The 13940-nt window shown below is 68.4% G+C and carries 14 protein-coding genes; 2 read left to right on the plus strand and 12 right to left on the minus strand.

Annotated elements, in window-relative coordinates:
• Positions 1–303 (plus strand): transposase (locus BLQ91_RS37735; RefSeq protein WP_176960172.1); only part of this gene is annotated, 303 nt, incomplete at its 5' end.
• Between the two features lie 7 nt (positions 304–310).
• Here the strand turns inward: BLQ91_RS37735 and BLQ91_RS37740 are convergent.
• From BLQ91_RS37740 to BLQ91_RS41915, 4 genes are all read right to left on the minus strand, one after another.
• On the minus strand, positions 311–1390 hold the full coding sequence (locus BLQ91_RS37740; protein ID WP_090105088.1) for a polyketide synthase dehydratase domain-containing protein: 1080 nt from the start codon (positions 1388–1390) through the stop codon (positions 311–313).
• 170 nt (positions 1391–1560) lie between these two features.
• Positions 1561–2646, minus strand: coding sequence for an SDR family oxidoreductase (locus BLQ91_RS37745; protein WP_176960173.1), 1086 nt, complete (start codon positions 2644–2646; stop codon positions 1561–1563).
• On the minus strand, positions 2643–3278 hold the full coding sequence (locus BLQ91_RS37750) for a cytochrome P450 family protein (protein ID WP_143023024.1): 636 nt from the start codon (positions 3276–3278) through the stop codon (positions 2643–2645). Before BLQ91_RS37750 ends, BLQ91_RS37745 begins: the two co-directional genes overlap by 4 nt.
• 670 nt (positions 3279–3948) lie before the next feature.
• Positions 3949–4098: a hypothetical protein gene (locus tag BLQ91_RS41915; protein WP_176960174.1), complete on the minus strand. Its 150-nt coding sequence runs from the start codon at positions 4096–4098 to the stop codon at positions 3949–3951.
• Between the two features lie 766 nt (positions 4099–4864).
• Here BLQ91_RS41915 and BLQ91_RS37755 point away from each other — a divergent pair.
• The gene (locus BLQ91_RS37755; protein ID WP_090105096.1) at positions 4865–7309 is read left to right on the plus strand and encodes an ATP-binding protein; all 2445 of its coding nucleotides are present in this window, start codon (positions 4865–4867) and stop codon (positions 7307–7309) included.
• Between the two features lie 46 nt (positions 7310–7355).
• On the opposite strand, the gene BLQ91_RS42335 is transcribed toward BLQ91_RS37755, so the two are convergent.
• From BLQ91_RS42335 to BLQ91_RS41925, 8 genes are all read right to left on the minus strand, one after another.
• On the minus strand, positions 7356–7955 hold the full coding sequence (locus BLQ91_RS42335) for an LPXTG cell wall anchor domain-containing protein (protein WP_090105098.1): 600 nt from the start codon (positions 7953–7955) through the stop codon (positions 7356–7358).
• A gap of 53 nt (positions 7956–8008) precedes the next feature.
• The gene (locus tag BLQ91_RS37765; protein WP_090105100.1) at positions 8009–8254 is read right to left on the minus strand and encodes a hypothetical protein; all 246 of its coding nucleotides are present in this window, start codon (positions 8252–8254) and stop codon (positions 8009–8011) included.
• Positions 8255–8318: 64 nt separating this feature from the next.
• A complete protein-coding gene (locus BLQ91_RS37770; RefSeq protein WP_090105101.1) occupies positions 8319–9410 on the minus strand; it encodes an FAD-dependent monooxygenase in 1092 nt (363 codons plus the stop codon).
• A 16-nt stretch (positions 9411–9426) separates the two neighbouring features.
• On the minus strand, positions 9427–9903 hold the full coding sequence (locus BLQ91_RS37775; protein ID WP_176960175.1) for an FAD-dependent monooxygenase: 477 nt from the start codon (positions 9901–9903) through the stop codon (positions 9427–9429).
• Between the two features lie 160 nt (positions 9904–10063).
• A complete protein-coding gene (locus tag BLQ91_RS37780; protein ID WP_143023025.1) occupies positions 10064–10966 on the minus strand; it encodes an aromatic prenyltransferase in 903 nt (300 codons plus the stop codon).
• Between the two features lie 2 nt (positions 10967–10968).
• Entirely contained in the window at positions 10969–11745 is a 777-nt protein-coding gene (locus tag BLQ91_RS37785) for a methyltransferase domain-containing protein (RefSeq protein WP_281199889.1), read from the minus strand.
• 1042 nt (positions 11746–12787) lie between these two features.
• Entirely contained in the window at positions 12788–13213 is a 426-nt protein-coding gene (locus tag BLQ91_RS37790) for a hypothetical protein (protein ID WP_090105108.1), read from the minus strand.
• 235 nt (positions 13214–13448) lie between these two features.
• Positions 13449–13592 carry a hypothetical protein gene (locus BLQ91_RS41925; RefSeq protein WP_176960177.1) on the minus strand — a complete coding sequence of 48 codons (144 nt, stop codon included), beginning with the start codon at positions 13590–13592 and terminating at the stop codon, positions 13449–13451.
• Positions 13593–13940 lie beyond the last annotated feature (348 nt).

Consider the following 13940-nt stretch of genomic DNA (forward strand, 5'->3'; position numbering starts at 1 on the left):
TACATCGTGGCCGACAACTTCTCGCCGCACCGCCACCCCGACGTCCTGGACTGGGCCGCCGCCAACGACGTCGAGCTGGTGTTCCTGCCGACCTACTCCAGCTGGTTGAACTGGATCGAGGCCGAGTTCACCGCCCTGCGCTACTTCGCCCTCAACGGCACCGACCACCGCAGCCACGCCGAGCAGAACGCCGCGATCGCGGCCTACATCCGCTGGCGCAACGCCCGCGCCCAACCCAAGACCGGCTTCGCCACCGACTCACCCATCCGCACCTGGACCCATTACCCGGCCAAGATTGCGTGACGCAGCACTAGGACAGGGCTGCGGCAGGCACAGCGGCAGGTGACCCCGCAGATGCAACGTCACGCGCAGCAGCAGGTGGGGAGGCAGCCGCGACGACTGGTGCAACGGCGGGTGCGATCGCAGGCACTGCGGCAGACCCGGCAGCCGGTGCGGCGGAAGGCCCGGCGTCAGGTGCGGCAGCCGGTGCGGCGAGCAGGCCGCCCACCGTGCCGTCGAGGCGGACCAGCAGCCTGCCCCACGCGTCCACCGCCGTCACCGAGCCCGCCGCGATCGAACGTCCCTCCGCGCTGCCCTTCTCGGCGAACAGCAACGCACCGTCGACACCGGCGTCGGCACCGACCGGGCCGCAGATGATGCGTGCGATCCGTTGCGGTACCGCGACTTCGTCCGTTGCGGCGCCGAGACCGAGCTGCACGGCGGCGTCGATCAGCAGTGCGGGCGTGACGAACCCGGCCGGCCAGGAAGAGCCCGGAGTGAAGCCGAACCTCGCCCATCGGCCGAGCGTGCCCGCACGCACGTCGTGCAGCGATGCGAACCGGCCGGTCAGGGCGAGCGGGCCGGAATCACCTGCGGTCAACGGAAGTCCGTCCACAGCGGGCAGGTCGGCGGTGACGGTGCCGAGGTCGTCGGCGAGCCGCACGGGCACCTCCGCATCCACCCTGTCGTGTACCAGCACACGACCGTCAGGTGCGACGACGTCGCCGCTGACGGTGACCGCCACCTCCGATCCGTTGAGACGTCCTTCGATGCGTTTCACCGCCGTCCGGCCGTCCTGCAGACTCATGAACCTGTGCAGCACCAGGCCGGTGAAGCCGGTGATGCGCACACCCGGCCGGAGAGCGAGTGCTGCCTCTGCGGCCATCTCCAGGACGAACGCGCCCAGCAGCGTGGGCCGACCTCGCACCACGTGCCCGGAGAGGTAGGCCTCATCCGCCAGCTCGCAGAGGGCCGAGATCCCGCAAGTGTATTCCTCGAAAATCTCGCGCAGGTAGAAACGCGACCACAGACCGGCTGCGTTCGCGCGCCTCAGGTCACCGAACAGGGTGGTGCGGTCCGGCCCCGCGAAGACGGACAGGTCATGGTGCAACCGTAGCGTCGATTCGCACCACGTGCCGCACCATGACGCCGTCGAAGGTCGACTCCGTGCTTGATCAAAAAGAGGGCAGTTGACCTATTCTAGCAGGTCAACGACCCTCCTTCGTTCCAGCGCCCCCGGCAGGAACCGAACCTGTGACCTCGGGATTAGGAGAATCAAGGTCAGGAGAAGGTGCCGAGCCGCTCGCAGTGCCACGCGGCAAAGGCATGCAGCTCGGCCAGGTCGAACTGCCACGAGCGCAGCGCCGAATCCGGCACCACTGCGCTCAGCACACTCTGGTCGAACACCTTCGTACCGGTCAGGTACGAGCGGTAGAAAGTGATCTTGCGGTCGAACTCGTGGTCCACCCTGGTGAAGCCCTCGGTGTCGCTGACATACGACGGCGCGGGCAGTCCGGATAGCTCGAACACGCGGTCCAGTGCGGGGTGCAGCGTGAGGGGGTTCGGGTGGGTCAGGTGGAACACGCCGACCCCGCCACCCGCGAGACTGATCGACACCGCGTCCCGCGCGACTAGGTCAACCGGCACGAAGTTTAACAACGTTTCCTCGTCGGCCCGCAGCCGCACCTTCAACGGCTCGCCGAGAATGCGCTGCACGCGGCGCAGCTGATGGATCCGCTTCTGGATGCCGTAGAGACCCGAGATGCCACCGACAACCGCCTTGGTGACGCTGTGGCCGATCACGATGCTGGGCCGCATCACCCGGACCGGGATCCCGGCCTCGGCGGCCACCAGCTCGGCGGCGATCTTGCTGTCCTCGTAGCGGTTGTTGGTCGGCACCTCCGCCGACGCAGCTTCTTCCAGCACCAGACCGGTCCGACGGCCGGCTACGTACGCAGTGCTCACCTGGTTGACCACCTCGGCACCTACCGCCTCGGCGAGGTCCAGCACGTTGCGGGTGCCGATGATGTTGGTGCGCTGCAACGCTTCCCAGTGCTTGTCCTCGTACCGCAGGTCCGCTGCGGAGTGCCACACCTCGTGCACGCGGCCCGCCACGGCCGGATCGATGCCGCACAACGGCTCGATCACGTCGCCGGCGAGCACGCGGCAGCGCTTCTCGATGTCGCGCTCCAACGGCAGGTCATAGGCTTCCGCGGCCTCATTCAGCCGGGCGATGAGACGTTCTCCAGGATCCGAGCGACCCGGCCGGGTCACGCAGATGACCTCGTCATCGGTTCGCTGCAACAACTCCAACACCAGCGCAGCGCCCACGAGGCCTGTCGCTCCGGTCACCAGATGCACGCTCACGCCGAGACTCCGATCCGCAGGGGGCAGCCGCCCGACCGCGTTGATGAGGGTTTACTGACACATAGAAGAGGTTCGCCCAGCACTAGGTCCGGCAACAGGCGATCACACAGCACCTTGAGCATGGCCTTGATGTCCAGCCTCGCGAGGTGCGCCGAGGCGGAAGTGTGGTCCGCTACCGTCGAAGAAAATGTGCTGGTTCGGTGTGCGGGTGATATCGAACTCCCACGGTCAGCCGGCCACGCGCTCGTCGCGGTTCGCCGAGCCGTATGGCATGACCACTTGGTCGCCCCCGTGGATGACCACGGGATGTTTACGCCACCGGGCATCATCGTCTGGATGACCGTCCGGCCGAGCGCCACCACGGGCGATGGCCAGCGCATGATCTCCTCCACCGCACCGGCGATGTACGTGTCGAAGTCGCTCTGAAGCAACACGAGCTGATCCGGGAAATCCTTCGGAGCCAACAAGCCGTGGATGATCGCGTACAGGACGGCCTCGTTCCCCGCGGTGAACAACAAGAGGAAGAACGAGGTGATTTCCTCGTCAGTGAGCCGCTGACCGTCCACCTCGGCCTCGAGCAGCGCGCGCATCAGGTCGCCGGGGTAGCCATGCATGTCCTCGAGCAGATCCATGCTCAACGCGGACAGCCCAATCACCGCGTTGCGGAACGCCGTCTCCGCGTCCGGCCCGCCGAACTCGGTGTCGCGTCAGGCGGTGAGCGCGTTCACGTGCGACGTCGCCCGTACGCGTTCCTCGCCGTCGAGCCCGAGGATCTCGCAGATCGTCCACACCGGCAGCGGTTCGGCGATGTCGGTCACGAAGTCGAATTCGCCGCCGACGGCAGCCGCCGATATCCTCGGCGGCGACGCGGATGGCCTCCGCCATTTCCGTGATGCGGCGCGGACTGAACGCCGTCGCCACGAGCCGGCGCTGGATGCCGTGCTGGGGCGCGTCCATCGCCCCGATCGACTGCGACGCCGCAGCGATCTCCGCAGGCAGCACGTCGAAGGTGACCCCGCCGTGCTCGGCCGCGGAGGAGAAGATGGCGGGGGTTCTTGCTGACCTCGACCAGGTCGGCGTGCCCGGACACCGCCCAGTAACCGGGCGCGGCGTGGCCTTCGATGAGGGCGTTCTCGACCGGTCGTTGCCACGAAACGGGTTCAGTGCGGCGCAACACCTCGAACGCCCGATCGCGTTCACGCGGGGACAGCGCCCAGAAGGAGTCCGCGGAGATGTCGATGACAGAGGCTGTCGGCATCGGATTCGCGTCGCTTCCTGCAGGTGGGAATCGGGTGGGCGCGCTCAGGAGACGTAGCTGTGGTCGTCGTTCTCCAGCTGCTCCCAGGTGATCTGACCGTCGAGCACGTCCTGGAAGGTGTAGCGGGGATCCGACATCAGCTCTGGAAGAACGAGGTCGTCCTGGTGCGAGACGTTGCAGCGGCGGAACGCCATGTCTGCTCCTTCAGCGGGTGGTCAGGCTGGTGATTTGCCTGATCCAGAACACCGCAGGCGCACTGCGGTTACCATGCAGGAGAAGCGGAAGAACTGACCGGCAGTCTCGTGGCTGCAGAACCTGCTCACCCGATCGGGTGCATCTGCGACGGCACCGCTGCCAGCCCGAACTGCAAGCCAGCGGGAACATCGGGAAGGTCCGGTTTGTCGTGATGAGCACTGCCCGCGCCCAGCGTGGTCGTGCTGACCGGCACTGCCAGTTGAGACGGGCGCTGTCCGGGCACGCACCGTGTTCTGCCGGTGCTCCTGCGTGGCGGCGATGGATCACATGCCGTCTACTTCCGAGCATGTCTATTAGAACCAGGAAACTGGCCGCGCTGACGGCAACCGTCGCCGCGGCCATCTCGCTCGCCACCGCGACCCCGGCCATGGCTGCGAATGGCCAAACCTGTGCCCGCCATTACGTGCCGAACAGCTGGGTGTACGGGACCGTCTGCCGAACCTGGCGGGATGACGGTCGCGGCGCCTACAACGGCCACTGGTGGCTCGGCGAGTTCGACGGCCGCTCCCCGACCTGCACGTTGACAGCCTCCGAGACGGAAAGCAGGTGCCCCTCATCGGTGAGGAGGCGACTACACGGGAGTCAAGCAGTTCCTGACCCGCATCTGCGACGGCTCGAACTGCTCGGGCTGGAAGTAACCGCCACCACCTGAGCCCGGTCGCACGCGTGTGCGTGCGACCGGGCCTGATGTGGTTAGTTTGGCGCATGACGCCAACGGCCTCCGATCAGGCTTCCCACGCCTTCGGCGTCCTCCTGAAGGGCTACCGCGTGCGCGCGGAGCTTACCCAGGAGCAGCTCTCCGAAGGCTCCGGTGTGAGCGTGCGAGCCATCAGCGACATGGAGCGCGGGATCGCCAGGAGCCCGCAACGACGCACCATCGAGTCGCTCGCAGCCACGCTGAGGTTGACCGAGGACGAGCTCGCCTACCTGCGGAAGTCCTCGAAGCTGAGCCGGGACCTCCTGGATCCGGCCCCGCCCGCCCCCGACCGCACCGTCACCCTGCCGCCCGGCGGCGCGCTGCCGCCGGACCTGAACGATCTGACGGGGCGCGCACGGAACCTGGACGCGTTGCGCGAGCTCGCCGCCGGGCTGGCCGAGAGCCGACGGTGGTCCGGTGGTGTCGCGATCCTCAGCGGCCCGCCCGGCACCGGCAAGACCAGCCTCGCCGTGCGGGCCGCCTACGAGCTCGCCGGCCACTTTCCCGACGGGCAGCTCTTCCTCAAGCTGCGCGGGATGTCGCCGGATCCGGCAGAACCCGCCGACGTGCTGCACCTCCTGCTCCGGTCGCTCGGCATCGACTCGGCGCACATCCCCGCGGACCTGGACCAGCAGGCCGCCCTGTGCCGGTCGCTGCTCGCCGAACGAGCGGTGCTGATCGTGCTCGACGACGCCGCCGACGAGGCTCAGGTTCGCCCGCTGCTGGTCGGCGGACGGCGCTGCCTCACCCTCGTGAGCAGTCGGCACGTGCTGGTGGGCCTCACCGGTGCCAGCAGGTTCGGCCTCGGGGTGCTCGGGCAGGACGACGCGGTCGAACTGCTCGCGACCATCATCGGACCGGCCCGCATCGCGGCGGAACGCCCCGCCGCGGTCGCGCTGGCCGAGCTGTGCGGGTGGCTCCCCCTTGCGTTGCGCATCGCCGGCAACCGCCTCGCCAGCCGTCCGATGTGGCCGATCGACCGCATGGTGGGGCAGCTGCGGGACGGGGACAGGCGTCTCACCACGCTGACGGCGGGCGACCTCACCATCCGCGGTGTGTTCGACCTGTCGTACCGCCAGCTCAACCCGTCCGCGGCCGTGCTCTTCCGCCGCCTGTCCCTGGTGCCGACCGGTGACTTTTCGGCGCGGGCGGCGACCGCGTTGGTCGACGCGCCCGACGAGGACAAGGTGATCGGCCCGCTGGAGGAGCTCGTCGACGCGAGCCTGTTGCAGCCGACGCAGAACGACGGCCGCTACCAGTTCCACGACCTCCTCCGGGCGTTCGCCACGGAGCTGCTTGCCAGGGAGGAGACCGCCGAGGCCGTGCGGTCGGCCGAGAAGCGGCTCGTCGACTGGCTGGTGGGCACGGCGACGGCGGCGGCGCAGGAGTTCCAGCCGACGTCGGTCCGGTCGGAACGGCTCGCGACCTCCCCGTTCCGGGATCACCGCGAGGCGGAGCGCTGGCTGCAGGCCGAGACGTCGAACTGGCTGATCGCGGCCGGGCGAGCCGCGGCGGACGGCGCACACCGGCAGGTGCTCGACCTCTCCGAGGCCATGCACTGGTACTCGGAGTTCGACTGCACCGCGGACACCTGGTACACCCTGTTCGACCTGGCCCGGCGATCGGCCATCGCGATCGGCAGCAAGCGGGACGAGGCGCTGCAGCGCAATTTCCTGGCGTGGGTGCTGAGCGCCCTCATGGGCCGGACGAACGAGGCCGCGCGGATGGCCGAGGAGGCGATGGCCGCCGCGGTGGAAGCGGGTGACCTGTGTGAACGCGGCTGGGCCACGCTCTACCTGCTGAGCGCCGAGGTGCGCGGCGGGAACCTGCCGCCCTCGGTGGACGCCTACGACGAGGCGCTGCGGTTGTTCGAGGAGGCCGGCTACTCGCTCGGCCAGTACGTCGCCCGTTCCATGCGCGCCGCGTACTGGAACAGGACGGGACTCGTCGACGAGGCGGCGAAGGAGTTCTCCGCGTGCGTCGCCTTCTTCAGCACTGCCGGGTCCGCCGACTCCACCCCGGTGGACGACAACAACTACGCGCACACCCTACTGTTCTCCTCCGCCAACCTGAAGGCACTCGGAGACCTTGACGGGGCGCTCGCGCAGTCAGAGCAGGCGCTGGAGCTGTTCCGCGGCGGTGGCGCGGCCCTGGGCCTCGCCCGCGCCCTGCAGGCCGGCGGCGGCTACCTTCGCGCCATGGGCGAGCTCGGCCGGGCGCGGGAGAGACTCGCCGAGGCGCAGGTGATCTACGCGCGCACCGGCCAGCAGAGGGCCGAGATCGACGTGTTGTGCGAGCTGGCGTCGTTGTCGGACGAGTTGCACGAGCCGGAAACCGCGCACGGCCACCGCATGCGCGCGCTGGCGTTGTGCGAGACGCTCGCCGACCCCGCCGCGGTGAAGAGGCTGCGCGCGGAGCTGGCACAGCACCTGGACCAGCACAGGCAGGCCTGACACGGTGCGGCCTGGGAGCCGTGGACTCCCCGGTCGCACCACGGGCTCAGGCCTGTTTGCGCCGCAGGAAGAGCAGCACGCCGGCACCCGCACCGACCAGGACGAGGCCACTGAGCAGCAACCACGTGGTCGCCGCGCCGGTGTTGGCCAGCGGCGGCGCGGCCTGCTCCTTCGGCGGCACTGGCGCGACCGTCGTGGTCGTGGTGGTCGGCGCGGGCTTCGACGGGGTGGTGCTCGTGATGGTGGTCGGGACGGTCGTCGTGGTGGTCGTCGTCGGCGGCGTCTTCACGCACTTCGCGAGATCGACCTCCTTGCGGAAGGTCCAGCCGTCCTTGCCGTCGAGGTCGTCCCACGCGGTGACGTCGATCACGAACTTGTGCGCGATCGTGCCGTCCAGCGAGTTCCACTTCTTGCTGTAGGAGGTGCCGAAGTCGGACTTGTCCAAGATCTTGCCGTTGTCAGTGACCACGATCTTGTTCGGCTTCTTGTCGTTGTACTCCGAGAGGCTGACCGACAACGTCGCGACGTCCTCCACACAGGTCGCGATCAACTCGGGCTCGTGGGCGCTCGCCACTTTGACGAACCCGAGCAGGGTCATCGAAACCAAGCCCACCACCGTCATCGTTCCGGTGATCCTGCGCGCCATCGTGGTTCTCCTGTGCTGTCTGTTCTCTGTAGACGGATGATGTGGACGGTCGGTCAGGCCACCTGGTGAGCGCTCAGCTCTTCCCAGGTGATGTGGCCGGACAGCACGTCCAGAACTGTGTGCAGCGGCTGAGGCTCGAACTCGGCGAACACCGCCGGCCGCTCGGCCTGCTCGATGGCGGCGGCGATCCGGTCGTTCACCACGGCGGAGTCGTGAACTTCGTTGCGGGACAGGCGAACGACGACGAAGTCCTCGTCTTCCTGGTCGCGGCGGGCGCGGTGGCTCGGGGGGAAGTCCACGACAGCTCCTCGGGTTTCGGGCGGATTCGGTGGCCTGACCAAGTACACCGGCGATCCTCCCCGCTCACCATGAGGAACCACCGGCAGAAGCCCGGACTGCAGGTTCTCTCCGCACTGCCGGTGCATGCTCCGGCGAAAGAGCCAGCACCGAGGTCACGGCCTGGCGCAGCGCGGCGGGGCTGTCGTCGCACCGGGCGGGGACCCGCCAGGCGACGTGTCGATCCGGGCGAACCAGTACCGCCCCGCTGCTCCCGACGCCTCGAACTGCCGCCCACTCCCCCTCGGGGGCGGTCCACTCCGCGCCTTGGCCGATGGCGCACACGCGCACGACAGCCGTGACGTCTGCCGACCGAGCCGCCTCAGCCCACCGTTCGGCGTGTTCGGCGTCGATGAGGAGGGTCAGTCCGCGCGGAGCGACCAGGTGGTGCACCGACGCCGGGGCACCGCCGTGATCGAGCCGCACGTGCGGGAGGTGGTGGCCGGGACGGGTCGTGGGCACGTAGCTACGCAACGGGTTCGCGCCCACCGGCGCGGGCGTGCCGTCGGGGACGATCGCGCCGGTCTCGTAGTGGTAGCCGAGCTCGACGGCGAGCTGGCCGAAGTCGTCGGCGTTGCTCCCGATCGCCTCGGCCACCGCGGCCCGCTTGGCCTCGCCCTCCGGCGTGTCCGCGAGCCATTTTCCGATGGCTTCCCAGCCCTCGTCCTCGGGCTGCCCGGCGTGCAGCCCGAGCGCCGCGCCGACACGGGCGTGCCCGCGCGTGTCGGTGAGGCAGTGCTCGACGGTGAACTCGCCGACCGGACGGCGTTCTGCCTCGTAGCTGTCGAGCAGGGCCTCGGCCGACTGTCCGGGCAGGACGGCGTCGAGCTTCCAAACGAGGTTGTGCACGTCCTGAACGGCCGTGTTGAGCCCCAGCCCGCCGGTGGGCGGGTGCCGGTGGGCGGGTGCCGGTGGGCGGGTGCCGGTGGGCGGGTGCCGGTGGGCGGCGTTGCCCACCAGGAAGACGCGCCCCAGCCGCTGGCGCCGGGCCACCACCCCTCGACTGACCGCGTGCACCTCGATCTCCAGATCCGGGATACCGAGCATCCGGCGGACCCGGCCGAGGATCGCGTCGCGGTCGTCGCGGTCCGCGTTGCCCAGGCGGAAGCTGGTGTGCACGGCCCACTCGGTCGTGTCACGCCCCCCAGCGGTCCGGGCCCATCGCGCAGAGGGCGCCCGCGAACGAGCCCTGGCCGTCGGGCGTCATGAAGTAGCGGAGCAGCACCTCCTCGTCGGAGATCCACTTCGACAGGTCCATGGTGGCGTGCACGGTGACCACGTCGAGCAGCCCGGTGGGGCCGTCCATCTCGATGCCCAGCAGGTCCGCGCAGGTCCGGCCGCCGTCCGCGGCGATGACGTACCTGGCGCGCACCTCGTGCAGCCAGCCGGTGCCGTGGTCTCGCACCGTCGCGACCGCCGCCTCCCCCGAGTCGGAGAGAGCGGTCAGCTCGTGTCCGAAGCGGATGTTCTCCCGCCCGCACACCTCCTCCGCCCTGGCCCGCAGCAGGGGGTCGAGGCGCAGCTGCGGCACGTTGCCGTAACGGCACGGGCTGGCCTGGGCATAACGCTCCGCGTCCGGTCCACCTCCCCAGGCAGGCAGCGCGCCGAGCACCTGCCCGAACGGTCCGGCCGGCCCTGCCAGCGTGGTGTGCCACGCGACCTCGTGCCAGCGATCCTCCGGCGGGTGATCTTGGTGATGGCGGCGGCCAAGAGCCCGGCCGGGCCGCCGCCGACGATCAGGACGTCCGGAGTGAGGGGAATGGAGTCGATCATCAGTAAACCGTCGTCATGGGGCTGTTCCACTGCTTCATGAGCTCCACCAGGCGCCCGCAGTAGCTACGTTCGGCCTTGACGTAGTTCTTCCCGCCGGGGCCGAAGGACCAGGCGGGCGCGTTCATCTCCTCGTCGTCGTACGACGGGGCGGAGTCGAAGAACGTGGCGAGCCGGTCGCCGACGACTGGGAACTGCCCGACCGGCAGTCTCAGGGCGTACACGCCGACCTGCTGGATCTCTGCGCCTCCCGCGGCCGCGGTCACCGAGAAGGTGAACCCGTCCGGGGACGTGAACTTCTCCATGTGCGAGAACAGCTCCGGCGTCGGCAGCTCGCCGCCGACCAGGGTGAGCAGCTGCTCGAGCTCCGTCCAGGTGATCTTGCGGGAGGTCCGGAAGTAGAGGCTCGCGGTGCTGCTTCGGTAGTCGACGGCCACGTGCCGCACGGAGGTGAGGCCGAGCTCGCGGAAACGGCTTTCGTGGGCGCGAAGCACCCGCGGCACACCCGGCACACCGAGGATCTGCTCGAGTGGCCGCATTCCGCCGAGGTAGATCCACGTCTTGGAGAGGCCGTGCTCGGCGTCGAAGTCGCACAGCTCGGTGGACGTGCCGCTGTACAGCGAGCTCCAGGCCGAGATCAGGTCGATCATCGGGTTCTTCGGGTCGAGCAGCCCGGCGCGGATCGCCGTGGTGACCGAGTTCGTGGGGATGCGCTCGTAGAACCGGTAGTTGAGCGCGTCACCGGGTCTGTCGGTGGCCCTCCAGAGCACGGCGCCGTCGCGGAGGCTGTCGGCATACGTGTCCAGGACCTTGCGCGTGGCCTCCTCGGAGTAGGCCGCGCCGATCGCCTCGGCCGTCGCCTTGGTGTCGCGCAGGAACTCCTCGGGCGAGAACTGGAAGCTCATGATCACTCCGATCGGTGTGACTCGTCGACTCGGGTCCAAGCCCCGAAATGCGTGTTGCCCATGACCAAGCTTCGACTCGCCGACACCGCGCGTTCCAGCGTCTCGGTGAGGGAGTCGTCGACGGTGAGGTTCTCGGGCAGCTCGATGCCCGCCCGCACGAGCAGCGGCTCGACCGCCTGGACCGCGCTGCCCAGCCACGCGTGCAGCGTCGGACCGGGTTTGCCCCCGGTCATGGCGCCGGACTCGACGTCCGGCCACGGCAGCCCGGCGTCGAGGAACACGTTCGTCAGCCTCCGCCCGAAGTCCGGCGCGAGTCCGTGAACCTGGAAGAGCCTGACGAGCAGTGCGTAGCAGTCGTTCCAGATCTGACAGCGAGGGAAGCTGACGTCCAGGTTCCCCATGTCCATCTCGTGCATCACCACGATGCCGCCGGGACGGACGAGGCGGGTGGGCCGGTGCAGGGTCGTGGCCGGATCCGGCAGGTGCGTAAGCACGAACCTGCCGACCAGCGCGTCGAACCGCCGGTCGCTGTCGAACTCGTCCAGTTCGGCGTTCGCGAAGGTCACGATGTCCGTATGCTCCGCGCGGCGCCTCGCCGCCTCCACCGCGGCGGGATCTCGTTCCACACCGACGACGCTGCCCTGCGGACCGACGATCTCGGCGGCGATGAACGAGACGTCACCCGGCCCTGAGCCGATGTCCAGCACGGACATTCCTTCGCCGATTCCGGCACGCAGGAACAATTGCGTCGTCCAGGGACGAAAATAATACGCCTGCACGAGCAGCCGCCTCTGTTCCAGCGGGGATGCCCCCGAACGTAGCCGGCCTCGCGCTCAGAACAGTAGCCTCGGGCAACGTTAACGGAATTGACCGGACGACGGGACAGAAATGAGGCGAAGTCGCCCGGGCAATTGATTTCCCATCGACAGAAACCATGCGGCGATGCGCTGACGAAGTACAGCACCGTGCTGCCCTGAGGCCCATCGTCGGGATTGTGGCCGCCGCCCTCCCAGCACAGCCCACTACCGACCAGGGCGCCGAAAAGTGCCTCCAGCCTCTGCTCGCTGGGCTGATCCATGTGAAACGCCGTGTGGTTCTCCCAACCGCCGACGTTCCTGACTGACGATGCCGTCGTCCAGCTGCGAGCAGGAACGAGGGAAGAGGAAGACCTTCACCGCCGGATGCGTCTCGCCGTCGACCTGCAGGCATAGTCGTCTAACCCAGATCGAGGTCAGCGGAACGAAGTCCGTAGCGGTTCGCCACCTGGCCCTTCACCACGCTGCTCGGCACCAGAGACTGGGCATCCAGGCCACTGGCGGCGAACCAGGACATGGCCTTCCACGGACGAGGGGAAGAGCAGCACGGCCTGATGCGCGAAGCCGCACCACTCCTGGAGCGCCCGCCCGGCCGGCGCGTTCCACAACTCCGGCGGAACAACCGTTTCGTTGCCGCCACGCACTGCTCGCTCAGCGGCGGCAACGGTTCGGGAAAGCCACTCCTCGTCCTCGCGATCCACCGGGACGACAGCCTCAACCACGTGATACGACAAGGCATTTAAGGAATACACGATTCTCCCACCGATTGCATAAAAATCAAAGGGAGCGAAAACATCGCATCACACAATTTCGGCAGCTACCACGCAAGAAGGGCGGCAGAACTGACCGGCAGCCGCACTATGACCTGGCTTGGTACACTTTTCGAAGAAACGGCTTCAACGCGAAATCAGCGGCTTTCTCCATGCGCGCGAAATTACCAGCAGAGGGCCGGACTCCAGATTTGACCCTCTGCCAGTGCGATAGTCAATATGTGGTCGTGCTGTCGTCAGACCGACTTCCACACCGGGCGGCGATCCTCGGCCGGCGGCTGCAGCACGAACCCGACGGCGCGCTGTACGGTGTCTGAGTCCACCGGCGCGGCGGCCCGGCCTTGCTCCCGGATGTGACTCAGCAGCCCATCCTCGGGCGCCAGGCCATGCTGGCGCAGGTAGTAGGTGACGGTGTCGGTCCACATCCACGTGCCGTCGGTGACGAAGTTCGTGGGCACCACGGCGGCGCGCGTCGGGTCGACGACATCGTCCATCAACGTCGGCGTCACAAGGACGGGCGTGCCACTCTCCAGGTAGTCGAGCAGCGCCTGCCGCTCGTCAAGGTCGTCAACGACCGGGTGGTCGGGGGCGAAACCTGGGCCAGTCTCCGGGTCGACCACGTCGAACACCCTGGCCAGCGTGAACTCTTCCGGTGCGGTCACCGATCTCCTCCAGTCGCGCGCAACAGTGCGGAGACCAGTTCACCCCAACAACCCGGTGACCACCACGCAGAACCAGCGGCAGAACCGACGTTGGTCGAGAGCGCGGCCGGCACCCGGTAGGTATCGACCACCGCGACGTCAGCCGGGTGCGGCTGAGTGCGGAAATACGTAAGGAATTCGCCGTCGACTGCCAGCTCATGCCCGTCGAAGTAGTGCTGAAGGTGTCCGTCCACACCTACGTGATGTCGGCACGGAAGCTGCCCGACACCACGCCGCGCGCGCCGTCGACGATGCCGTCCATTGTGGATGCCGTCCCCAGCGGCACCGTTCCACCGCGCAGACGGTCGAGCACGCGCTCCCGTCCCTCATTTGGATCCACCCGGTCGAACACCCTGGCGCTGCGGACCTGCGGCGTTGGGGTAGGGGCCCACAACAGCACGCAAGCGTGAGCTCATACCGCGTGCGGCGAGCAGGTTGATGGCCTCCGGCGCCAGCCTCACAACGTCGGCGCGACCTGCGGGTATCGGGGTGGTGTCCCACCACCGCCGGACGCCCAGCGTCTCGCGGTCGACGACGGCACCGATGACTCATCGCCGTACCTGTCCGCGTTCGCCTCGGTCGCTCCAAGTTCTGGTGTTCATGCTCGGGCAGCGGTCCCAGCGAACCGTCGTCGCCCAGGCAGCAGCACGCTGCCGGGCGACACACGTCCCGCGGCCCGCTGCGCGAG

Origin of the sequence: Lentzea jiangxiensis, from assembly GCF_900104175.1 — a bacterium.
Taxonomy (GTDB): Bacteria; Actinomycetota; Actinomycetes; order Mycobacteriales; family Pseudonocardiaceae; genus Lentzea; species Lentzea jiangxiensis.